19 protein-coding genes, 2 tRNA genes and 2 pseudogenes are annotated in these 22,041 nt (G+C 51.8%); all 23 read left to right on the forward strand.

Annotated elements, in window-relative coordinates; all coding sequences use genetic code 11:
* Positions 1–19: 19 nt before the first annotated feature.
* Positions 20–1,177, forward strand: a pseudogene (locus HMPREF0860_RS14305) (RecQ family ATP-dependent DNA helicase); the annotation flags it as partial.
* A 44-nt stretch (positions 1,178–1,221) separates the two neighbouring features.
* Positions 1,222–1,425: pseudogene (locus tag HMPREF0860_RS14310) on the forward strand (RQC domain-containing protein); the annotation flags it as partial.
* Positions 1,426–1,455: 30 nt separating this feature from the next.
* A complete protein-coding gene (locus HMPREF0860_RS14315) occupies positions 1,456–1,848 on the forward strand; it encodes an HRDC domain-containing protein (protein ID WP_425314980.1) in 393 nt (130 codons plus the stop codon).
* A gap of 130 nt (positions 1,849–1,978) precedes the next feature.
* Positions 1,979–3,235, forward strand: coding sequence for an ABC transporter substrate-binding protein (locus tag HMPREF0860_RS12210; protein WP_038081283.1), 1,257 nt, complete (start codon positions 1,979–1,981; stop codon positions 3,233–3,235).
* Between the two features lie 118 nt (positions 3,236–3,353).
* Positions 3,354–4,244, forward strand: a complete 891-nt coding sequence (locus HMPREF0860_RS12215) for a carbohydrate ABC transporter permease (RefSeq protein WP_021330781.1) — start codon at positions 3,354–3,356, stop codon at positions 4,242–4,244.
* A complete protein-coding gene (locus tag HMPREF0860_RS12220; protein ID WP_021330747.1) occupies positions 4,237–5,076 on the forward strand; it encodes a carbohydrate ABC transporter permease in 840 nt (279 codons plus the stop codon). The genes HMPREF0860_RS12215 and HMPREF0860_RS12220 overlap by 8 nt, the downstream gene beginning before the upstream one ends.
* The gene (locus HMPREF0860_RS12225; RefSeq protein ID WP_021330677.1) at positions 5,073–6,008 is read left to right on the forward strand and encodes a sugar-binding transcriptional regulator; all 936 of its coding nucleotides are present in this window, start codon (positions 5,073–5,075) and stop codon (positions 6,006–6,008) included. The genes HMPREF0860_RS12220 and HMPREF0860_RS12225 overlap by 4 nt, the downstream gene beginning before the upstream one ends.
* Before the next feature lie 39 nt (positions 6,009–6,047).
* The gene (locus HMPREF0860_RS12230; protein WP_021330845.1) at positions 6,048–6,629 is read left to right on the forward strand and encodes a P-loop nucleotide/nucleoside kinase family protein; all 582 of its coding nucleotides are present in this window, start codon (positions 6,048–6,050) and stop codon (positions 6,627–6,629) included.
* Between the two features lie 114 nt (positions 6,630–6,743).
* Positions 6,744–7,604, forward strand: a complete 861-nt coding sequence (locus HMPREF0860_RS12235) for a class II fructose-bisphosphate aldolase (RefSeq protein ID WP_021330599.1) — start codon at positions 6,744–6,746, stop codon at positions 7,602–7,604.
* Positions 7,605–7,669: 65 nt separating this feature from the next.
* The gene (locus HMPREF0860_RS12240; RefSeq protein WP_021330841.1) at positions 7,670–8,587 is read left to right on the forward strand and encodes a 1-phosphofructokinase family hexose kinase; all 918 of its coding nucleotides are present in this window, start codon (positions 7,670–7,672) and stop codon (positions 8,585–8,587) included.
* Between the two features lie 134 nt (positions 8,588–8,721).
* A complete protein-coding gene (locus HMPREF0860_RS12245; protein ID WP_021495859.1) occupies positions 8,722–9,114 on the forward strand; it encodes a NusG domain II-containing protein in 393 nt (130 codons plus the stop codon).
* Between the two features lie 304 nt (positions 9,115–9,418).
* Positions 9,419–9,844 carry a hypothetical protein gene (locus HMPREF0860_RS12250; RefSeq protein WP_021330689.1) on the forward strand — a complete coding sequence of 142 codons (426 nt, stop codon included), beginning with the start codon at positions 9,419–9,421 and terminating at the stop codon, positions 9,842–9,844.
* Positions 9,845–9,940: 96 nt separating this feature from the next.
* Positions 9,941–10,013: transfer RNA gene (locus tag HMPREF0860_RS12255), tRNA-Thr, on the forward strand.
* A gap of 40 nt (positions 10,014–10,053) precedes the next feature.
* Entirely contained in the window at positions 10,054–10,230 is a 177-nt protein-coding gene (gene rpmG / locus HMPREF0860_RS12260) for a 50S ribosomal protein L33 (RefSeq protein ID WP_021330783.1), read from the forward strand.
* 135 nt (positions 10,231–10,365) lie between these two features.
* Positions 10,366–10,438 (forward strand) — tRNA-Trp (locus HMPREF0860_RS12265).
* Positions 10,439–10,458: 20 nt separating this feature from the next.
* Positions 10,459–10,641 carry a preprotein translocase subunit SecE gene (gene secE / locus HMPREF0860_RS12270; RefSeq protein ID WP_021330800.1) on the forward strand — a complete coding sequence of 61 codons (183 nt, stop codon included), beginning with the start codon at positions 10,459–10,461 and terminating at the stop codon, positions 10,639–10,641.
* Between the two features lie 11 nt (positions 10,642–10,652).
* On the forward strand, positions 10,653–11,210 hold the full coding sequence (gene nusG / locus HMPREF0860_RS12275) for a transcription termination/antitermination protein NusG (protein WP_021495846.1): 558 nt from the start codon (positions 10,653–10,655) through the stop codon (positions 11,208–11,210).
* Between the two features lie 174 nt (positions 11,211–11,384).
* Positions 11,385–11,816: a 50S ribosomal protein L11 gene (gene rplK / locus HMPREF0860_RS12280; RefSeq protein ID WP_021330624.1), complete on the forward strand. Its 432-nt coding sequence runs from the start codon at positions 11,385–11,387 to the stop codon at positions 11,814–11,816.
* Position 11,817: 1 nt separating this feature from the next.
* The gene (gene rplA, locus HMPREF0860_RS12285) at positions 11,818–12,498 is read left to right on the forward strand and encodes a 50S ribosomal protein L1 (protein ID WP_021330738.1); all 681 of its coding nucleotides are present in this window, start codon (positions 11,818–11,820) and stop codon (positions 12,496–12,498) included.
* Between the two features lie 2 nt (positions 12,499–12,500).
* A complete protein-coding gene (gene rplJ / locus HMPREF0860_RS12290; RefSeq protein ID WP_021330719.1) occupies positions 12,501–13,208 on the forward strand; it encodes a 50S ribosomal protein L10 in 708 nt (235 codons plus the stop codon).
* A 222-nt stretch (positions 13,209–13,430) separates the two neighbouring features.
* Positions 13,431–13,814, forward strand: a complete 384-nt coding sequence (gene rplL, locus HMPREF0860_RS12300; RefSeq protein ID WP_021330637.1) for a 50S ribosomal protein L7/L12 — start codon at positions 13,431–13,433, stop codon at positions 13,812–13,814.
* Positions 13,815–14,110: 296 nt separating this feature from the next.
* Complete coding sequence (gene rpoB / locus HMPREF0860_RS12310) at positions 14,111–17,662, forward strand: DNA-directed RNA polymerase subunit beta (protein ID WP_021330711.1); 3,552 nt, start codon at positions 14,111–14,113, stop codon at positions 17,660–17,662.
* Complete coding sequence (rpoC, locus tag HMPREF0860_RS12315; RefSeq protein ID WP_021330702.1) at positions 17,655–21,914, forward strand: DNA-directed RNA polymerase subunit beta'; 4,260 nt, start codon at positions 17,655–17,657, stop codon at positions 21,912–21,914. Before rpoB ends, rpoC begins: the two co-directional genes overlap by 8 nt.
* The last annotated feature ends 127 nt before the right edge of the window (positions 21,915–22,041 follow it).

Below are 22,041 nucleotides of genomic sequence, written 5' to 3' on the forward strand. Positions count from 1 at the left end.
AAACGCTATAATTATTTTTATGGTACACAACGCGGGTGCGGCCGACCTTGTCGGTGCGGAGCCGGAGCGGGTGCTGAAAGCCGTTTTCGGTTACGATTCTTTTCGGCCCTTTCAAAAAGAGATTATCGCGTCGGTGCTCGCCGGAAAGGATACGCTTGCCGTTATGCCGACCGGCGGCGGAAAATCGCTGTGCTGCCAAATTCCCGCGCTCATCTTCGACGGACTGACGATCGTCGTTTCTCCGCTCATCGCGCTCATGCAGGATCAAGTGTCCGCCCTTGCCGAAAACGGTGTCAGCGCCGTGTTTTTAAACAGCACGCTCGAATGGGACGACTATCGAAAAGCTTCGGACGATATCCGTTCGGGAAAGATAAAGCTCGTTTACGTTTCACCCGAAGGTCTTGCGACGGAGCGCTTAAAAGATTTGTTTTGTTCCGACGGCGTCAAAGTGAGCTGCGTTACGATCGACGAAGCGCACTGTATCAGCGAGTGGGGGCACGATTTTCGTCCCGACTATCTCGCACTCGCTTCCGTGCGAAATCTTTTTTCCGATGCCGTGTGCCTTGCGCTGACGGCGACCGCGACGGCTTCCGTGCGAGCCGATATTATTAAAAATCTCGGCATGAAACGATGTCGGATTTTTGTCGCGAGTTTTAACCGCGAAAATATTTTTCTCGAAGTGCAGCCCAAGCGGAACGCGCTCGGTCAAGTCGTACATTTTATTAAAAATCATCCTGATGAAAGCGGTATCGTCTATTGTTTTTCGAGGCGTGAAGTCGACGATCTTACGCGTTCTCTTTGCGATATGGGATTTTCCGCGCTGAATTATCACGCGGGTTTGAGCGACGCCGAGCGCGCATCGCATCAACAATCGTTTATCCGCGATAAAGCGCTCATCATGGTTGCAACCGTCGCATTCGGTATGGGAATCGATAAGCCGAATGTGCGTTTTGTCATCCATTATTCCGTTCCGAAATCCGTCGAACAATATTATCAGGAGATCGGCAGGGCGGGGCGCGACGGACTTCCTGCTCACGCGCTGCTCTTATACGGCGCGGAAGACGTACGGAAAATCCGCTGGTTTTTCGACGAGAGCGCCGACCGCAAAAAATCGGAACGGCTTTTGCAAAGCATGATTTCTTATGCTTCGTCAAAGACATGTCTCCGACGGTCTTTGCTTTCCTATTTCGGCGAAGAAAGCGTAAGTCAGGACGCTTTTTCATGCTGCAGCGTCTGCGCGGCAGGAGAGCTTCCTACGTCATCGATGTGCTTACGGGTTCTCGTGCCAAGCGCATTGCGGAAAACGGACACGATTCGATTTCGACGTGGGGTATCGGAAAAGACTTTCCGAAGAGCGGTTGGTTTGCGCTTGCCGAAGCGCTTGTCGATGCGGGCTATCTTCATAAATCCGAAGACTACCGCGTGCTCTCGCTCTCGCAAAAGGCAAAGCGCGCTTTGGCTTTGCGTGAAAAAATCGAACTGCCGCTTTCTCTCGGAGCTTTCGAAGAAGAAGATCGGCTTCCGGCAGTAAAATCCGCAGCATCGCCTTTCGGATCCGCTTCATTCGGCTTTCCGCGTAAAGCTGCAAAAAAATCGCTTCCGTCAAAAATCGTCGATCAAAGCGACGGAGATGCGCTCCGCATCGCGCGGGAACTCAAAGCGTGGCGCAAAAAAATCGCCGAAAAAGAAAACGTGCCGCCGTACGTCATATTCGGAGATCGGACGATTGCCGACATTGCGGCCAAAAAGCCGGCAAACGACGCGGAACTTTCTCATGTATACGGCATCGGTTCGGTAAAAGCCGACCGCTTCGGAAGCGCGATTATACGCATCGTGAAAAATGAGTAAAAATCGGCATATTTGTTTGACAACCGATGTTCTTCATGTTACAATTCTCACGGTTTATACTTACAAAAGTAAGTATAATCGGTTTGAAATGCAAATCTTCGAATCGGTAATTAAAAAATCAGGAGGCATTATGAAGAAGTTGGTGTCAATTGCACTTGTGTCCATCATAGCTTTTGCGGCGTTTGCAACAGGCGGGAGCGATGCGGCCGCATCCGGCAAAAAGAGTACGGTGCGAATCATGGTGTGGTCGTCGACGTACGATCAAAAACTCGCTCCGAACAATATCGAAGCGGATTTTGAGGAGAAATATCCTCAATACGATTTGGTCATCGACAAAATCGATTACAACGATCTCGATAAGCAGACGCTTTTATCGCATTCGACGGGCAACGATTACGATGTCATCATGGTCAATCACTCTTCGCTTTCTTCTTTTGTAAAAGGCGGTGTCGTCGCTCCGCTCGACAAATATTTAAAAGACGGTTCGATAGACCTTTCATATTTTTCCGAAAGAGCGGTCAACGCGAGCAGGTTCGGCGGTAAAATGTACGGTATACCCTTCGATCCCGACTGCCGTATCCTTGCATATAACGTAAAGATTCTTCGCGAACTCGGAATGCAGCCTCCGAAAAATACGGACGATATGCTGAAAATCGCAAAAGCGGGTTATAAAAAAGGATATTATGCGATGGCAGGCGGACTCAATCGCTCGACATTTTGCGTATACGATCTCGGCGGCTTTATGCTCAACTGGGGTATCCATGTGTACGAACAGGATAAAAACGGCAAATACGTCGCACGGCTCGGTACTCCCGAAGCCGTCGATTATATGAAGTGGGCGCAGCAAATGTATGCGTGTATGCCGCAGGACGGAAACCTCGACAACACCGTCGCACGGAGTATGTTCGCTCAAGGCAAAGTCGTCATGATGTGGTGGACGCCGTCTCAGATCGCGAGCGTCATTCCGAAATTTGCCGACAGAGCCGATCTCGATTTTGTTCAGATGCCGGTCGGTCCGACGGGATATCGTTCATCCGCTATGGGCGGTTATATGTGGGGTATCGGTTCCGGAGCGAAAAATCCCGACGGCGCATGGGCATTTTTACGTTATGCGCTGCAGCCTGAAGTACAGGGAAAAATCGCCCGCGGTCTTCCCGCCGATTCGCGCGCTTTCGACTATCCTCCGTTTAATAAGCCCGATTACGCCGTATTCCGTGAACAGCTCGTCAAAGCCGAATATCCGTGTCCTCTCACGTCCGTTTTGCCGAAAGTATTCGAAACGTGGAACAGACGGTACAGCGAATGCATGATGAAGCTCATCACTCCTGAAGAAGCGTGCAGACTCGGTCAGCAGGAAGTTCAGGCAGTGCTCGATACGATAAAATAATTATTAAAATTGTATGGGGTTCCGTCGAGTTTTGACGGAGCCCGCATTTAATTTCAAAGTCGGTGCCGGCTGATCCGTATTCGGATTGATCGGCATCTTTTATATAAGGATTACAAAAATGAAGCATAACCGGCTGCATAAAGTCGTGCCCTATGTGCTCGTCGGGCCGCCTCTGGTCATGATAGCGATCTTTCTTTTTTACCCGATGCTGCGGAACATCATCCTCAGTTTTTTTAATTACAATTTAAGCGAGATCGATCGCCCTTTTGTCGGATTGCAAAATTATTTTGCCATGCTGCACGACAGGCGTTTATGGAATGCGCTCGGAAGAACGGGCATTTGGACAGCCGTCAATTTATTGTTCGCCGTCTTTATCGGAGTGGGTTCCGCGTTTCTCATGTTCAGCGGTTTTAAGGGAAGCGGCGCACTGAAATCGTTTATTTTGATTCCGTGGATTTTGCCGTCCGTTGTAACGGGCTATATCTTTTCGCTTATGCTGAACGAAGATGCGGGAATCATCACGTGGATTCTCAAAGCGACCGGCGTCGTCGGACAGCATTTTTCGTTTTTCAGCAGCGGGCCCTTGTCGATGACTGCGGCCGTTACGGCGAATATTTGGCGCGCGTTTCCGTTTTTTACGCTGATGATTTACGCGAAGCTCTGTACGGTTCCGAACGATCAGTTGGATGCGGCGCAGCTTGAAGGCGTGCAGGGTATAAAATTGTTTCGGTACGTGCTGCTGCCTTTTGTGCGCAACATACTCATGTCGTGTATTTTTCTGTGTTTTATTTGGACGTTTAACGCGTACGATATTATGAAAGTTATGACAAACGGCGGACCGGCGGAAATGACGACAACGATGTCGCTGCTCATCCAGCGCGAAGCGTTTACGTATTTTTCGCTCAGCAACGCGGCTACGATGAGCGTGTATATGTTTTGCGTTATGCTGATCGTTGTCGGCATCGGCGCGTTCTTGCGACTCCTGACCGGAGGTAAAAATTATGACTGATTTAAAACGGCGTTCTCTTTTTACGATAGAGATTGTCTATCTGTTTGCGGCGATCTTGTTCGTCATCGTTTTGTTTCCGTTTTATTGGATTTTCGTTACGTCGTTTAAAGAAACGCTTGCCGTATATGAACTGCCGCCGCGTCTTATTCCGCGCTCATTCGATTTAACCAATTACCTCCGCTCGTTTACGCAGTACAATGTCGGTATGTATTTTATCAACAGTTTAAAAGCGACGACGGCGACGGTCGTTTTTACGACGTTTTTTGCAAGCTGTGCCGCCTTTGCTCTGACGCGTCTCAACTTCAAAGGCAAAAAAACGATACGGCGATTCCTCGGCGTAACGCAAATGTTTCCCGTCGTCGTACTGTTGGTACCGCTCTTTCTCCTGTGCAACAGATTTCATCTTTACAATACGCTTCCGTCGATCGTCATCCCATACGTTGCGCTGCAGCTTCCCGTTTCGATTATCCTGCAGTCGAGCTATTACAACGATGTTCCCGACGCGCTCGAAGAAGCGGCTCGTCTCGATGGCTGCAATACGTTTCAAATACTGGCGCACGTTTTTTTTCCGCTCGTTACGCCGGGTATTGTCGCGACAAGCGTGTATACGTTTATTCAAGTGTGGCAGGAGTTTCTCATCGCATCGTCGTTTATTACGAGCAGAAATAAATTTACGCTTACCGTCGGCTTGACGACGTTTCGCGGAGACGAAATGACGGACTGGGGTGCGCTCATGGCGACGAGCGTCATCATCGCAGTCCCTGCGTTGATTTTGTTTAATCTCGCACAGGATTTCTTTATCAATAAAGTCGTCGGAAGCGTCAAAGAATGATAGACGACGAAAAACTGCTCGACATCGCGATCGATTATTACATCAGAAAAAAAACGCAGGCGGAAATCGCTCGGGTGTATAATGTATCGCATGTGCAGATCGGAAACTACCTGAAAGAGGCGCAGCGGAAAGGCATCGTCACGATTTCGGTAAACCTTCCGGTAAGTAAAGACGAAACGGATAACCTCAACGAGCTTTTTAAAACGATTTTTCATATAAAAAATGTCGTGCTCGTACAGGGCAGCGACAATTCGGATAAAGCGCTCGAGCGCGTTGCGGAAAAAGCCGCTTCGTATATGCTCGAAACGCTGCCGAATAACGTATCGCGCATCGGCATCGGCTGGGGTAAAACGATGCACGATGTGACGCTTGTAAAAAATCGGGGAGAGCGGAAAACGAACTGGATGTATTACCCCGCGTGCCTGCTCGAAGCCGACGGCGATAATCCGTATTTCGATACGGTGCGTCTTACCCGTAACCTTGCGAAAAATTGGGGCGGGCAAGTCGACGGCGGCTTTATCGACCGTTTGCTTATCGAACGGAAATTTCCCGGCGGGCGGATCGCGTCGAAAGAAAATGACGCATGGCGGGCGCTTCACGTGCTTGTCGCGGGCTTGGGATGCGCGACGAGCCGCTTTCCTTCGCAGCGCGAGGGGATGTTTACGAGCGAAGTGTTCAAGGAAATCAACACGAAAAATATCGTCGGCGACATCCTTCACAATTATTACGATATCGACGGCAATATGTATACGATCGCAGACGATGAAATACTTATCCCCGTCGACGATATCCGACGCGTTCCATGGGTCGTCGCGGTCGCGTGCGGTTTTACAAAAGTGGAAAGCATCATCGGCGGACTGCGTACCGGCCTTATCGATACGCTCGTGACGGATATTCAGACGGCGCATCACGTCATCGATTATTTAAAATGACCGCCGGGGAGCGCGGGTACATACGGGAGGATGCAGCCGATGGAAAGGTTTCTCATCGTCGTCGCAGGAAAGGCGGGAAGCGGAAAGACGACACTTTCGAAAAAACTCGCCGCTTTGCTCGGTCTGCCGTACTTCGATTACGATACGTTCGTGCAGCCCTTTCTCGAAGCGATAGAACAAAAGTACGGCATCGGAGACGACGGCAGAAATCGATTTTATCGATCGTGGCGAAGCGCGAGCTACCGCACGCTGTGGGATGTCGTTTTGGAAAATATCCGGCTCGGACGGAGCGCCGTCATGTCGGCGCCGCTTTCCGAAGAACTGCGCGACGCGGACTGGCCCGAAAAACTCTTTGCAAAATCGGAAACGCCGTTTTCTCTTTTGTTGTGCTATATGGCGCCTCCGCCCGATATGCATTATACTATGGTCGCCCGGCGTGCGTCGAAGCGGGATTCCGACGTGCTCGGCGATCGAAAAAAATTCGATGCGCAGTATGCGGCGCAAAAGCCTGCATGGGATAAAAACTGCGTGCTCCTGCTCGATTCCGGCGACATCGATACGAATATGAAGCTCGTATTGCAGGCGATCGAAGAGAGAAATTTTAAAATCGGAGAGAGCTGATCCGTATTTCGATTTTTCGGCGTCTGCGAAAGTCATCCGACGCAAAACTGCAGTCGGCATTTTTTCAGCGAAAGCTGTAAAGATTATTTTGAATATATTTTTTTGGAGGTATATATGGCATTGGTAACGATGAAGTATGAAATGACGAAAGCGGAAAAAGGAAATTACGCCGTTCCCGCGTTTAACTTTTTTTCGTTTTCGAATCTCGTCGGCATCGCGCAGGGAGCGAAAAATAAAAACAGTCCCGTCATCGCGATGGCAACGGTAAACGGTATGAAGATCATGGGCGAAAAAGCGACGGTGAAGATGTGCGAAGGCGTTTCCGAAGATTACGGGATCAATATGATACTGCACCTCGATCACTGTCAGGATTACGACATGATTCGCCGCTGCGTCGACAACGGATTTACGTCTGTTATGATCGATGCATCTTCGAAAAGCTATCAGGAAAACGTCGACATCACTTCCCGCGTCGTTGAATACGCTTCAAAGTACGGCGTAACGGTTGAAGCGGAACTCGGCCACGTAGGCGGAAAAGAAGACGACATCTCGGTTGATGAAATGTCCGCGCTTTTTACGCAGCCGGAAGAAGCGGTCAAATTCGTCAACGCGACGCACGTCGATTGCCTCGCCGTCGCAGTCGGAACCGTACACGGTTTTTACAAAGCGACGCCCAAACTCGATTTTCCGCGTATCGCAAAGATTCACGAACTGCTTCCGAACGTTCCGCTCGTGCTGCACGGCGGGACGGGTGTGCCCTATGACGACTTCCGCGAATCGATCAAACGCGGCGTGCGCAAAATCAATATCGGCACGGAATTTAAAGTGCACGGCGTTTTCGACGTTGCAAAAAAAGGATTTGCGGAATCGCAGAGCGAAGATCCGCGCGCCGTTGCAAAGCCGGTTATCGCAAAGTGCGCGTCCATCGCGGAAGAATTGATCGACGTGATGGGCAGCGCAAATAAAGCAGGCTGAGGCGAGATTGCCGCTTCAGGTCTTACGAGTATGTCGTATTTTAATAATTTAGAGGATACAATACTATGAGCGAAAAAAATGTACTTGTCGTCTGTTTGAATCCGACGTTTGAGCTGACCGTCATACTCGATTCGTTTTATGAAAACGAAGTGAACCGCAGCGGCAATTATTTTACCTTTCCTTCGGGAAAGGGTGTAAACGTCGTGCGCGTGCTGACGCAGCTCGGCACCGAAGCGACCGCGTTGACGCATCTCGGCGGAAACAGAGCGCAGGAATTTATCGAGCTCTGCGATGCGGAGCATATCAAGCTTGCGTATTTTACGGCGGAAAGTCCCATCCGCACGTGCATCAATATCGTCAACAGTGAAAAAAAGACGAGCACGGAAATCGTGGAGGAGCCGCTGCCTGTAGAAGAGGGCGCAGGCGCGCACGCGTTCGATGTATTCGATTCGCTGCTTCCGAAAACCGACGCCCTCGTCATTACCGGCACTCGCGCCCGAGGTTACGAAGCCGATCTCTATCCGCGCATGGTGCAGCGCGCAAAAGAGAAGGGAAAACTCGTCGTGCTCGATATGCGCGGCGAAGACTTGCGCCTCTCGCTCGCTTCGCGTCCCGATGTCATCAAGCCGAATCTTTCCGAATTGATGGCAACGGTGGAAAACGGCCGTGTCGTTTTGGAAAACGAAAATTCCGATACGCTCCGTGAAACCGTTCGCTCGGTTACGAAAAAGATATTCGATGACTACGGGGCTAAGAGCGTTATAAGCCGAGGCAAATTCGATACGTGGGTGTACGACGGAAACGAGTTTTTCGCTCTTCCGAATAAAGACGTACCCGTCGTCAATACGATAGGCTGCGGAGATGCACTCACCGCGGGTATGACGCATCGCCTGCTTTCGGGCGATGCTCTGAAAGACGCCGTGAGCTTCGGTATGGAGTGCGCGCTGAAAAATGCGCAGTCGCTTCGGCACGGATTGCAGTGACGGCCGGACATAAAAATAGAGGCTCCGAACAGCAACGCCACCCGGAGCCTCTACCGTCCAACATAGTTGGACATCGGAGAGAGTTTATCAGCTTATTTACAAGCTTGCCTAAAATATACTATAGTGGCGGCGTAATGTCAAGTATTTTTTTAAATTTCTTTCGAAAAATTAAATTGATCGATATCGTCGTCTTTGCCGTCTTTGCTGCCGTCACGGTGTATGCGTTTTCGTTTGCGTACAGCGGCGGCGTTGAACGCAGGGAACTCGTCGTGCATACGCCTCGCGGTGTTTTTGCGTACGATATGTCGAAAGACAGAATTATCGATGTCGAAGGTGCTATCGGCATATCCCGCATCGAAATCTCCGGCGACACCGCGAGTTTTCTCGATTCACCGTGTCCGAATAAAACCTGCGTGCAGTCGATGCCGATACGTGAAACGGGCGAATGGTCTGCGTGCCTTCCGAACCAAGTGTTCCTCAGAATAGAAGGAGGCAGGGCAGGGGCGGTCGACGCGACGGTTCGGTAAGCGCAAAACGCCGCATTTGTTTTTAATAATCGGACACTTCAAAAAACTCGGTTGGATTTTAGAGGTTTTTATTTTTGCGTTTTTGCTTTTTATTTTCCATCCGGTTCGCGAATCAACTGAATGTTGCGTTTCGAACACACATAACAGTGTGCGGGGCGACCTTCCGGTTGCGTGACAAAACGGTCGGAAAAGTGCGCGATATACGTGTTTCCGCCGATTTACAAAACTCGGCGTTCGCTCTACAATATATGAGTCGATCGGCGAAAGCCGATTTTTCCGGCCGGTCGCTTATAGGAGATGTCGCATGAAACACGTTGGAAAAGGTATTGTCGTTTTTGCAATTTTTGCCGCACTCGGCGTTTTCGCTTCGTGCAAATCGACAAAGCGGGGCGGCGCCATTGCGGAATACCGCTACGGCATGACTGTCGGCGATAAAACCGGTTATACGTTTTACCGGTTTTACGGAAACGATACGTTTTCTCGGGGTGCGTACGGCAGGGACGGTTCGAAATCGGGAGAGATCGAAACGGAGCGGGGGACGTATTCGGGCGATCTGTCCGCCGACGGAGCACTGACGCTTACCGTTACGTCGACGTTTAATGCGCTCGGCGGCACGTGGCTCGGCGTATCCGCGCCGGAAGCTGAAAGCGGAAAAATTGTCGGCGATACGTTTGAATTCAACGGCATCCGCTACGTGCGCTCCGGCGGCAAAAGCGCCGGCGAGCGTTGATGTGATTGCGTGCCGGCACCGTATACGTTTCGAACGAATGTCTTTTCATATAGTTGACACAAACGCCTCGCTTCTATATACTTACAAAACGCGTTTGCCCTTGTAGCTCAGTCGGTAGAGCGCAACCATGGTAAGGTTGAGGTCTGCAGTTCGATTCTGCACGGGGGCTCGAACAGTCGAAATTGCTGTTTAAGTCAGAGGATATCATTATGGCGAGTAAAAAGAAAGGTGCTGTTGAAATCATTGCGCTGCAGTGTACGGAATGCAAACGGAAAAATTATACGACGATGAAAAACCGCAAGAATACGCAGGGAAAGCTTGAATTGAGCAAATACTGTCCGTTCGATCGGAAACACACCGTTCATAAGGAAACAAAAGTAAAATAGCGCGCAGCCGGTGAAACGCGGCTTTTCGTTTTGCGTTTAATCGGTGCGTTCTGTCCGTTTTCGTAAAATCATGTTTTACGAGTGCGGTTTTATATACTCGATGTTTGCCGTACCTGTGTGCAAACATCATTTTTTAGGCCAGTAGCTCAGCTGGTAGAGTTGCGGTCTCCAAAACCGCCTGTCGTGGGTTCGAATCCTGCCTGGCCTGTCATTTTTAGCGGGGGTACTATGTCAAAGGTTATTCAATTTTTTCGAGAAAGCAAAGCCGAACTTAAAAAAGTCGTTTGGCCGTCCCGTGACGACGTCGTCTCTTCCGTAATCGTAGTTATCATTTCGACGTTTATCGTCGCCGTCATACTCGGTTTGCTCGATTTGGGATTTACCGCTGCGTTCCGCGCGATTATGAAATAGGAAAGCGCTGCATGGCAAAGAATTGGTATATTCTGCATACCTATACGGGGTATGAGCAGAAGATCGAGCGGACGATCAGGCTGCTGCTCGAGTCGAAAGATATAGATCCCACGGTCGTTACCGATGTAAAAGTTCCCGTCGAAGAGATCATCGAAGTAAAAGACGGTAAACAACGTTCGCGCAAAAATAAATTTTTGCCGGGCTACATCATGCTTGAAATGGATTTGCCCGAACTCGATTGGAAAAAGACGTGTACGGCGATCCGCCGCATTCAGGGCGTGACGGGTTTTGTCGGTACGAATCCGAGCGATCGGCCGCGTCCTATTTCCGTTGACGAAGCGAAAAACCTGCTGCAAAAATCCGGCGCGATAAAGGGTGAAAAAACCGTGCGCGTCAAGCAGTCGTACGCCGTCGGCGACAAAGTGAAGATCATCGACGGTCCTTTTGCGACGTTCAGCGGGGACATCGACGAAGTGAATACGGAAAAAGACAGGCTTCGCGTTACGGTGCAGATTTTCGGCCGTGCGACGCCCGTCGAAGTCAGCCTCATGCAGGTTGAAAAGATCTAGATATAACAAAGTTCGGAATCAGGATCCGCGTCTGAAAAAGTGCGGACAAAATCTTTCCGCCGCACGTGCGGCAGGAGAGTATACCTGTTTTGGGAGAAGCGCCGGTCCGTCGGACATACGCGCTTCGCTAGGGATGCCGCATGCGGTATACCCGCACCAATTAAGGAGTTCATTATGGCTGGAAAAAAGGTTACGGCTGTCATTAAACTGCAGTGCCCTGCAGGAGCTGCGACGCCGGCGCCCCCGATCGGTCCCGCATTGGGCCCGCACGGAGTGAGCGCGCCGAAATTTGTCCAAGAATTCAACGACAGAACGAAAAAGATGGAAAAGGGACTCGTCATCCCCGTCGTTCTCACCGTCTATCAGGACAAATCCTACACGTTTATCTTAAAGACCCCGCCTGCCGCCGTCCTCATCAAAAAGGCGCTCAAGCTGGAAAAGGGTTCGGGAAATCCGCTTCGCGACAAAGTCGGAAAGCTTTCTCAAAAGGATCTCGAAGAGATCGCCAAGACGAAGATGCCCGACGTCAACGCGAACGATCTCGACGCGGCAAAAAAAATTATCGCCGGTACTGCACGCAGTATGGGCGTCGATGTGGAGGCATGATATGAAGCGTGGAAAAAAATATCGCGCGTCTGCAGCAAAATACGATCTTACGAAAAAATACCTCGTCGCCGACGCGTGCAAAATGGTGCAGGATATGAAATACGCCGCTTTCGATGAAACGGTCGAAGCGCATATTTCCCTCAAACTCGGTAAAAACGCAAGCGTCCGCGATACGCTCGTATTCCCGAATCAGTTTACCGCCGAAAAGAAAGTGCTCGTCTTTTGCAAAGACGACCGCGCAAAAGAAGCGCTCGACGCGGGTGCGACTTACGCCGGAGCGGACGAATACATTCAAAAGGTAAAAGACGGCTGGCTCGATTTCGACATCGCCGTCGCCACTCCCGATATGATGAAAGACGTCGGCCGCCTCGGTATGGTGCTCGGACGCAAAGGCCTTATGCCGAACCCGAAGACGGGAACGGTTACGAACGACATCGTTCACGCGATCGGCGAACTCAAAAAAGGACGCACCGAATTCCGCGCGGATAAAGGCGGCGTCATCCATATTGCGGTCGGCAAAGTATCGATGGATCCCGGCAAAGTCGCGGAAAACATCGACGTGCTCTTAAGCGAAGTGCGCCGCCGCAAACCGGTCGACGCGAAATCGGGCTATATTTCGACCGTTTCCGTGAGCTCTACGATGGGACCCGGCGTATGGATCGACTATAAGGAAGGAGAATAATTATGGCCGTCAAAGCAAAAAAAATACAACCTGCAAAAACGGCTGCGATCGAAGCAGCGAAAAAGACATTTGCCGATTACAACGACTTCATTTTCGCCGATTACCGCGGTATGACGGTCGAGCAGATTACGCAGCTTCGCAGAAAGCTCCGCGAGCAGAGCGCCGTCCTCAAAGTCGTCAAAAACAATTTTGCGCGCATCGCCTTTGCGGATATGAAAATCGACAACGTTGCCGATTACCTTAAAGGGCCGACCGTCGTCGCGATGGTAAAAGAAGATTCGAACGAAGTTGCAAAGACGCTGTTCGACTTTACGAAAGACGCGCCGACTTTAAACGTCAAAGGCGGCTTTATCGGCAAAGAGATCTACGATGCGGCGAAGATTTCGGAGTTTTCGAAGATTCCGGGCAAAAAGACCCTCATCGCGATGCTCATGTCCGCGATCAACGGACCTGCCCGCCAGCTCGCAGCGACGCTGCAGGCGTACGTCGACAAAAAAGCGGCCGGCGGAGACGTTTCACCGGATGCTCCGAAATCCGCCGCGGCAGCCGAAACTCCGAAAGCGGAAGAAGCGCCCGCTGCTGCAGCGGAGGCTCCGAAGGCTGACGCGGCACCTGCATCCGAAGCGCCGAAAGCCGATGCGGCTCCCGCCGAAAAACCGGCAGAGGGCACAGCCGAAGCTCCGAAAGCGGATGCCGCTCCCGAAGCGTAACGATTTTCCGGTATGCGCCGGATTTCGATGTGCTCGCTTTGCGGGTAAAAGCGCATACGGGGTTTTGCAGTGCTTTGTAAAATCCCCGCACTGTGTGTATAAACTGCGGTCAGGCTTCATTGCTGTCGACTGTCCGCATAAAACCGGTCGTCTTTTTAAGAAGACAAATCCGGAATCGCTCCGTACGGGGCGAATAATTATTATTTTTTAGGAGAAGATAATATGGCAGCACTTACGAATGAAGAGATTCTCGACGCGATTGCGAACATGACGGTTCAGCAGGCAGCCGATCTCGTTAAAGCGATGGAAGAAAAATTCGGCGTCACGGCGGCGGCACCCGTAGCAGTTGCGGCAGCACCCGGCGCGGCCGGAGGAGCGGCAGCCGAAGAGCAGAGCGACTTTACGATCACGCTCGAAAAATTCGATCCGGCGAAAAAGATTCCGGTTATCAAAGCGATCCGCGAAATCACGGGACTGGGCTTGGGAGAAGCGAAGACGCTCGTCGAAGGCGCTCCGAAAGTCGTCAAAGAAGGCGTCAGCAAAGCGGATGCCGACAAAATCATCGCCCAGCTCACGGAAGCCGGCGGTACCGCAAGCAAAAAATAAGCAATTTGCATCTGACGGAAGCTTTGGAAGAGTGAAGTTTTTCGATGCTTCCGTACGGAAACGAAGCCGTTCGAAGATTTCGGTTTTCGGACGGTTTTCTCGATTTTCCGAACGATTGAAACGCCTGCGAAAAAAGGCGGAATCGAAGCGCGCTTGAATGTATCCTGTGCGCTTTTCCGCCGTTTCGCGGCACACCCGCCGTTTCCGAGTCAACACGGAAACACGAGGCGCCTTTCGTGCTGAGGAGAGTTTCTCCTTGTAGCGAAAGAACGCTCGACTGCACATAGAGGAACCAGATGTTCGCAAAAACCCGAACGATCGACCGCCGCTACATCGGCAAAGACATCCGCAATTTCATGGACGTGCCCGATCTCATTTCGATCCAGACTTCGTCGTATGAAAGTTTTCTTCAAGCAAATAAAATTAAAAATCGCGAAAAGCCGCTCGAACAGGGACTGCAGGAAGTGTTTACGTCCGTGTTTCCGATCGAAAGTCCGAACGGCGATATGAACCTCGAATTCGATTCGTACGAACTCGATTTCGACAATATTAAATTTTCCGAACTCGAATGCAAGCAAAAGGGTTTAACCTATGCCGTGCCGCTGAAAGCGGTTATCAAGCTCGTGTTTCTCCAAACGGGAACCATTTTGCAAAAAGACATATACATGGGCGACATCCCGCTCATGACGGACAGGGGCACCTTTATCATAAACGGAGCCGAGCGCGTCGTCGTCTCACAGATTCACCGATCGCCGGGCGTCATCTTTTGCCACGATAAGGGCGTCTATTCGAGCCGCATCATCCCGTATCGCGGTTCGTGGCTCGAATTCGAAATCGATCAAAAGAAAGAATTGATCTTTGCGAAAATCGACCGCAAAAAGAAAATCCTCGGTACGATTTTGCTGCGCGCGCTCGGCTACAATACGCGCGAGCAGATCATCCGCTGTTTTTATACGACGGAAGAAGTACCGGTAAAGAGCGATAACGCTTCCCGTGAAAAGCTCGTCGATAAAGTGCTCGCGAGCGCGGTTATCCTGCGCGACAAAGATACGAACGAAGAAAAGCGCCTGTTCAATGCCGGTATCCGGTTGCACCCGCATGAAATCGACGACCTCATCGCAAACGGCGTGAGCAAAATCGTCGTCATCAAATTCGATACGAGGGGCAAGGGCGCCGACGAAAAAAACGAATCGCTCAATTCGCAGATGATCATTAACTGTTTTGAGCGCGAAGAAGTGCGCTACGTCAAAGAAGGTTCCGTCGATATGGAACCGACTAAAGAAGATGTGCTTTCCGCCGTTTACCAGATACTCATGCCGGGAGAACCGATCACCGTCGAAGCCGCCGAAAAAGATTTGGCGTCCATGTTCTTTTCCGAACGCCGCTACGATTTGGGAAGAGTCGGCCGCTATAAGCTCAACAAAAAATTCGACTACAAAGACGATGTTGAGGACTTTACGCTTATCCGCGAAGACGTCATCCAGACGATGAAATACCTCATCAAAGTATACATCGGCGACGAACAGATAGACGATATCGATCACCTCGGCAACCGGCGTATCCGTTCCGTCGGCGAACTCATGACGAATCAGCTGAAGACGGCGTTCAATCGCATGGAACGCATAGCAAAAGAACGCATGAGCTTAAAAGAAACGGAAACGATGAAGCCTCAGGATTTGATTTCGATCAAACCGATCGTCGCATCCATCAAAGAATTTTTCGGCTCGTCGCAGCTTTCGCAGTTTATGGATCAAGTCAATCCGCTTGCCGAACTTACGCACAAGAGACGCTTGAACGCGCTCGGGCCCGGCGGTCTTTCCCGCGAGAGGGCGGGCTTTGAAGTGCGCGACGTTCACTATTCGCATTACGGGCGCATGTGTCCGATCGAAACGCCTGAAGGACCGAACATCGGGCTCATCGTTTCGCTTGCGATTTTTACGCGCATCAACGATTACGGCTTTCTCGAAGCGCCGTACCGTAAAGTCGAAAACGGCAAAGTGACGAGCAAAGTCGAATACCTTTCCGCGATGGACGAAGACAAATACTACATCGGACAGGTCGTCGAAGGTATCGGCAAGGACGGTTCGTTTTCGGCCGATATGATTTCGTGCCGCAACCGCGGAAACTATACGCAGCGCTCGCCGAAAGACGTGCAGTACATAGACGTTTCGCCTCGGCAAGTCATCTCCGTTTCCGCATCCCTCGTTCCGTTCCTCGAACACGACGACGCGAACCGCGCGCTCATGGGCTGCAATATGCAGCGCCAGGCGGTACCGCTCCTGTTCCCCGAACCGCCGATCGTCGGCACCGGCATGGAGGAAAAGACGGCCTACGATTCGGGTGTTCTCATCAAAGCGAAACATGCGGGTGAAGTTGTGTCAGTGACGAGCGACTGTATCAAGGTAAAACCGGAAGGTGCAAAAAAGACCGACCCGCTCGACGAATACATCCTGCTCAAATACCAACGCACGAATCAGGATACCTGCTATCACCAGCGGCCGACCGTTTCCGTCGGAGAAACGGTAAAAGAAGGCGACGTGCTTGCCGACGGACCTGCGACGTTCAACGGAGAGCTTGCGCTCGGACGCAATATCCTCGTCGGTTTTGTGCCGTGGAACGGATACAATTACGAAGACGCCGTCCTTATCTCGCAGCGGGTCGTTCGCGAAGATATGTATACGTCGATCCACATAAAAGAATTTACGATCGAAATCCGCGAAACGAAACTCGGTCCCGAAAAGATTACGCGCGACGTTCCGAACACCGCTTCGAAAACGCTCGACAATCTCGACGTGGAAGGCATCATCAGAGTCGGCGCTAAAGTGAGAAGCGGCGACATTTTGGTCGGAAAGGTTACGCCGAAAAGCGAAACCGAAACGACGCCCGAATTCAAATTATTAAATTCGATATTCGGTGAAAAAGCGAAAGAAGTGCGCGATTCGTCGCTTCGCGTTCCGTACGGCGTCGAAGGCGTCGTCATCGACATACAGCGGCTGCGGAGGACTCAGGGAGACGATTTGAATCCCGGCGTCGACGAAGTCGTCAAAGTGCTTATCGCAAACAAGCGCAAGCTCTGCGAAGGCGACAAGATGGCCGGACGCCACGGAAACAAGGGCGTCGTCGCGCGCATCCTTCCGATCGAAGATATGCCGTACCTCGAAGACGGTACACCTCTCGACGTCTGCTTGAATCCGCTCGGCGTTCCGTCCCGCATGAATATCGGACAGATCATGGAAAGCGAACTCGGTATGGCCGGCCGCTATTTGAGCCAATACTACGAGTGCCCCGCATTCCAAACGCCGAGTCAGGAACAGATCGCGGAAAAACTCAAAGAAGCAGGCCTTTCTCCCGACTGCAAACAGATCGTGCACGACGGACGCACGGGAGTTCCTTTCGTCAATCCGATCTTCGTCGGCGTCATCTACTTTATGAAGCTGCATCACCTCGTCGACGACAAAATGCACGCCCGTTCGACCGGTCCCTATTCGCTCGTTACGCAACAGCCGCTCGGAGGCAAAGCGCAGTTCGGCGGTCAACGTTTGGGCGAAATGGAAGTGTGGGCGCTCGAAGCCTACGGTGCGGCGAACACATTGCAGGAGATGATGACGATCAAGTCGGACGACATGAACGGCCGTTCGAAGATTTACGAGTCGATCGTCAAAGGCGACCCGTCGTCTCCTGCCGGAGTGCCGGAATCGTTCAACGTACTCGTACAGGAGCTGCGCGGTCTTGCGCTCGACTTTACGATTTATGATGCGAAGGGCAAGCAGATCGCCCTGACGGAACGCGATCAGGAATTGATCGATAAAGCCGCTTCCGGTTTTGACAAGGAGAATGCCAATGCGTGATATTCAGGATTTCGACAGCCTTAAAATAAAACTCGCTTCTCCCGATACGATCCGCGCGTGGTCGTACGGCGAAGTGAAAAAACCCGAAACGATAAATTACCGCACGCTGCGTCCGGAAAAAGACGGACTCTTTTGCGAGCGCATTTTCGGTACGACAAAAGAATGGGAATGCTATTGCGGAAAATTCAAATCGATCCGCTATAAGGGCGTTATCTGCGACCGCTGCGGCGTCGAAGTAACCGATTTTAAAGTGCGCCGCGAACGCACGGGACACATCGAGCTTGCAGCTCCGGTGAGCCATATCTGGTATTACCGCTCGGTACCGAGCCGCATGGGGCTCCTGCTCGACCTGCAGGTTGCGGCTTTGCGCTCGGTGCTCTATTACGAAAAGTATATCGTCATAGAGCCGGGCGATACCGATTTGAAAAAGATGCAGCTTTTGACCGAAGAGGAATATAACGAAGCACGCGAACGCTACGGCGAAACCTTTACTGCAGACATGGGCGCCGAAGCGATTAAAACGCTGCTCGAAGGACTCGACCTCGACGCGCTCGCCGCAGAACTCCGCGTAAAGATGATCGAAAAGGGCGAAAAGAGCGACAAGCGGCTTTTAAAGCGCATCGAAATCGTCGAACATTTCCGCGAATCCGGCAACAAAGCGAGCTGGATGATTTTGGACGTCGTTCCCGTCATCCCGCCGGATCTGCGCCCCATGGTGCAGCTCGACGGCGGCCGTTTTGCGACGTCCGACTTAAACGATCTCTACCGCCGCGTCATCAACCGCAACAATCGCTTAAAGAGACTTCAGCAGCTTTCGGCTCCCGATATCATTATCAGAAACGAAAAGCGTATGCTGCAGGAAGCCGTCGATGCGCTCTTCGACAACAGCAAACGAAAGCGCGTCGTAAAAGGCGCGTCGAACCGTCCGCTCAAATCGATCAGCGATATGCTGAAGGGAAAACAGGGACGATTCCGCCAAAACCTGCTCGGAAAGCGCGTCGATTATTCGGGACGTTCGGTCATCGTCGTCGGGCCGGAACTGCATTTGTGGCAGTGCGGACTTCCGACAAAGATGGCGCTCGAACTCTTCAAGCCCTTTATCATGAAAAAACTCGTCGATAAAGACGTCGTGTTCAATATCAAAAAAGCGAAAACGCTTGTCGAACAGGAATCGCCGGAAGTGTACGCGATCCTCGATGAAGTCGTTCGCGAACATCCGGTTATGCTGAACCGCGCGCCGACGCTGCACCGGCTCGGCATCCTCGCATTTGAACCGATACTCGTCGAAGGTAAAGCGATCAAACTGCACCCGCTCGCGTGCAAATCGTTCAACGCAGACTTCGACGGCGACCAGATGGCGATCCACGTGCCGCTGACGCAGGCGGCGCAGATGGAGTGCTGGACGCTCATGCTTTCGGCACGCAACCTGCTCGATCCCGCTAACGGCAATACGATCGTCTATCCGTCTCAGGACATGGTGCTCGGCATCTACTATATGACGTCGGTCAAGCCGAACGCGAAGGGTACCGGCAGGCGCTTCAGTTCGAGCGACGAAGCGCGTATGGCCGCCGAATACGGCAGTATCGAATGGCAGGCGGCGATCAAAGCGCCCGTCCAAAAGGCTCCGTACAACGGCAAAGTGATCGAAACGACGGCGGGCATCCTCGCGTTCAACGAAGAGATGCCGGACGAAGTCGACTACGTGAACGAGCAGATGGACGACAAAAAGCTGCGCAAAATGATTGAGCACGTGTATCACACGAAGGGTCCCTGGCTCACGATAAAGATGCTCGACGCGATCAAAGCGTGCGGCTATAAAAATGCGACCTTCTACGGCGCGACGCTCTCCATGGACGATATCCTTGTCCCCGATGAAAAGAAAAAGATGGTCGACAAAGCGAACAAAGAAGTCGAAGAGATCGTCGGACAGTATTCGAAAGGCATTATCACCGCCGAAGAGCGCTATCAAAAAGTTACCGACTTGTGGGCGAGAACGAACGACGAACTTTCAAAGATAATGATGGACAACCTCGCCAAAGACAAAGACGGCTTCAACACGATCTATATGATGGCAAAGTCGGGCGCGCGCGGTTCTCCGAAACAGATTTCGCAGCTTGCGGCGATGCGCGGTCTTATGGCAAAACCGAACGGCGATATCATCGAACTGCCGATCCGCTCGAACTTTAAAGAAGGCTTGTCCGTTATCGAATTCTTTATTTCGACGAACGGTGCTCGAAAAGGTTTGTCCGATACCGCGCTCAAAACCGCGGATGCCGGTTATATGACGCGGCGGCTCGTCGACGTTGCGCAGGACGTCGTCGTCAACGAAGACGACTGCGGTACGATCAACGGTATCGATTATGCGGCGATCGAAGACGGAGACGAAGTGATCGTCCCGCTTGCCGAGCGCATCGTCGGTCACTATACGATAGAGCGCGTCATCCATCCGATTACCGGAGAACTCTTGTGCGACGTCAACCGCTATATCGACGGCGATTTGGCAAAAAAGATCGATGAAGCGGGCGTCGAAAAGGTAAAGCTGCGCACCGTACTCACGTGCGAAGCGCATCACGGTATCTGCGTGCACTGCTACGGACAAAATCTCGCGCGGAATAAAATCGTCGAAATCGGAGAAGCGGTCGGCATCATCGCGGCGCAGTCGATCGGACAGCCGGGTACGCAGCTTACGCTCAGAACCTTCCATTCGGGAGGGGCTGCCGAAAAGACGACGGAAGAAAATCACATCGTTCTCAAATTCAACGCCTTTATCAAAGACATCACGGGTACGCACGTAGAAGTAAAAGGCGGTAAGTGGCTCTTTACGCGCAAAGGCTTTATGACCGTCATCCGCATCATCGACGAAATCAAAATCGGCAAAGACGCGTCCGTCAAAGTAAAAAACGGCGGCCGCATCTTGAAAGGCAGCGTTGTCATGACGACGAAAAGCGGAGAAGTGAAAGCGTCCGCCGATGCGAAGATTATGATCATCGGCGATACGGTCTATTTGACGAGCAGCGAAGTAAAAGTTGAAATTGCGAACGGCTCGACGATCTACGTCAAATCGGGCGACATCGTCGCTGCGGGAAAACCGATCGGAGAATTCGATCCGTTCAGCGAACCGATCATCGCCGAAAGCGACGGCTACGTGCACTTCGAAGACATCATCGTCGGATCGACGCTCGAAGAGCGGCACGATATGCAGACGGGAAACATCGAACGCATCATCACCGACTTGCACTTGGACGTAAAACAGCCGCGCATCCTCATCACCGACGAAGCGGGCAATGAACTCGGAAGCTACTATCTGCCGGCGGGCGCTATCCTCAATGTCGACGACAAAAAGCAGATCGCTGCGGGTGTTACGCTTGCAAGGCTGCCGAAAGTCGCCGCAAAATCGAGCGATATTACCGGCGGTCTCCCGCGCGTTTCCGAACTCTTCGAAGCGCGCAAACCGAAAAATCCGTGCGTGCTCGCAAAGATTTCGGGCCTTGTCAAATTCGACGGAATCAGCAAGGGCAAGCGCATGGTGACGGTCGAAGACGAATTCGGCAAACAGGAAGCTCACGCCGTTCCGATGAATAAGCGCATGCTCGTGCGCGACGGCGACCGTGTGGAAGCGGGTGAGCCGCTGTGCGACGGTTCTCCGAGCCCGCACGACATTCTCGCCATACTCGGTGAAAATGCACTGCAGAACTACCTCATGGACGAAATCCAACAGGTGTACCGCGCGCAGGGCGTCGATATCAACGACAAGCACATCGGTATCATCGTACGGCAGATGCTGCGTAAAGTGAAAATCGTCACGGTCGGCGATACGAACTTTATCTACGGCCAGCAAGTTGACAAATACAAATTCCACGAAGAGAACAAGCGGGTCAAAGACGAAGGCGGAGAGCCCGCTACCGGCCGGCCGATGTTCCAAGGGATTACCAAAGCGTCGCTCGGCGTCGATTCCTTTATTTCGGCGGCATCGTTTCAGGATACGACGCGCGTGCTCACGAACGCAGCGATTTCCGGTTCGACCGATTATCTGCACGGCATCAAAGAAAACGTCGCGATCGGTCACATGATTCCCGCGGGAACCGGCATCAGAAACTACCGCAATATCAAACTCTTCGACGGAAGCGACAAAGATTTGGATATCCAAATGGCTGAAATTCTCGAACGCCGACGCATTGAAAAGGAGCAGGAAGCGCTGCGCATGACCGAAGAAGACGCCGCGCTCGATGCGGAAGAGCAGGAAGCCGATTGAGCTATTGACGAGAGACGGGGGAATGAAGTAAAATATAAGAACACTTCTAAAAATCACCTGAGGTTTTAGCGGTGTTCGCAATTCCTCCGTTTTTTCGGAAATGATGACGGATTATATTCCGGGGTGC

This window comes from Treponema socranskii subsp. socranskii VPI DR56BR1116 = ATCC 35536 (genome assembly GCF_000468115.1).
In the GTDB taxonomy this organism is placed as follows: Bacteria; Spirochaetota; Spirochaetia; order Treponematales; family Treponemataceae; genus Treponema_D; species Treponema_D socranskii.

What these genes read in the sequence shown, in the direction of transcription:
- rpmG (WP_021330783.1), top strand. Translation starts at nt 10,054, where the DNA reads ATGGCGAGTAAAAAGAAAGGTGCTGTTGAAATCATTGCGCTGCAGTGT.
- HMPREF0860_RS12220 (WP_021330747.1), top strand. Translation starts at nt 4,237, where the DNA reads ATGACTGATTTAAAACGGCGTTCTCTTTTTACGATAGAGATTGTCTAT.
- secE (WP_021330800.1), top strand. Translation starts at nt 10,459, where the DNA reads ATGTCAAAGGTTATTCAATTTTTTCGAGAAAGCAAAGCCGAACTTAAA.
- nusG (WP_021495846.1), top strand. Translation starts at nt 10,653, where the DNA reads ATGGCAAAGAATTGGTATATTCTGCATACCTATACGGGGTATGAGCAG.
- HMPREF0860_RS12230 (WP_021330845.1), top strand. Translation starts at nt 6,048, where the DNA reads ATGGAAAGGTTTCTCATCGTCGTCGCAGGAAAGGCGGGAAGCGGAAAG.
- HMPREF0860_RS12225 (WP_021330677.1), top strand. Translation starts at nt 5,073, where the DNA reads ATGATAGACGACGAAAAACTGCTCGACATCGCGATCGATTATTACATC.
- HMPREF0860_RS12210 (WP_038081283.1), top strand. Translation starts at nt 1,979, where the DNA reads ATGAAGAAGTTGGTGTCAATTGCACTTGTGTCCATCATAGCTTTTGCG.
- HMPREF0860_RS12215 (WP_021330781.1), top strand. Translation starts at nt 3,354, where the DNA reads ATGAAGCATAACCGGCTGCATAAAGTCGTGCCCTATGTGCTCGTCGGG.
- rplA (WP_021330738.1), top strand. Translation starts at nt 11,818, where the DNA reads ATGAAGCGTGGAAAAAAATATCGCGCGTCTGCAGCAAAATACGATCTT.
- rpoB (WP_021330711.1), top strand. Translation starts at nt 14,111, where the DNA reads ATGTTCGCAAAAACCCGAACGATCGACCGCCGCTACATCGGCAAAGAC.
- HMPREF0860_RS12250 (WP_021330689.1), top strand. Translation starts at nt 9,419, where the DNA reads ATGAAACACGTTGGAAAAGGTATTGTCGTTTTTGCAATTTTTGCCGCA.
- rplL (WP_021330637.1), top strand. Translation starts at nt 13,431, where the DNA reads ATGGCAGCACTTACGAATGAAGAGATTCTCGACGCGATTGCGAACATG.
- rpoC (WP_021330702.1), top strand. Translation starts at nt 17,655, where the DNA reads ATGCGTGATATTCAGGATTTCGACAGCCTTAAAATAAAACTCGCTTCT.
- rplK (WP_021330624.1), top strand. Translation starts at nt 11,385, where the DNA reads ATGGCTGGAAAAAAGGTTACGGCTGTCATTAAACTGCAGTGCCCTGCA.
- HMPREF0860_RS12240 (WP_021330841.1), top strand. Translation starts at nt 7,670, where the DNA reads ATGAGCGAAAAAAATGTACTTGTCGTCTGTTTGAATCCGACGTTTGAG.
- HMPREF0860_RS12235 (WP_021330599.1), top strand. Translation starts at nt 6,744, where the DNA reads ATGGCATTGGTAACGATGAAGTATGAAATGACGAAAGCGGAAAAAGGA.
- rplJ (WP_021330719.1), top strand. Translation starts at nt 12,501, where the DNA reads ATGGCCGTCAAAGCAAAAAAAATACAACCTGCAAAAACGGCTGCGATC.
- HMPREF0860_RS12245 (WP_021495859.1), top strand. Translation starts at nt 8,722, where the DNA reads ATGTCAAGTATTTTTTTAAATTTCTTTCGAAAAATTAAATTGATCGAT.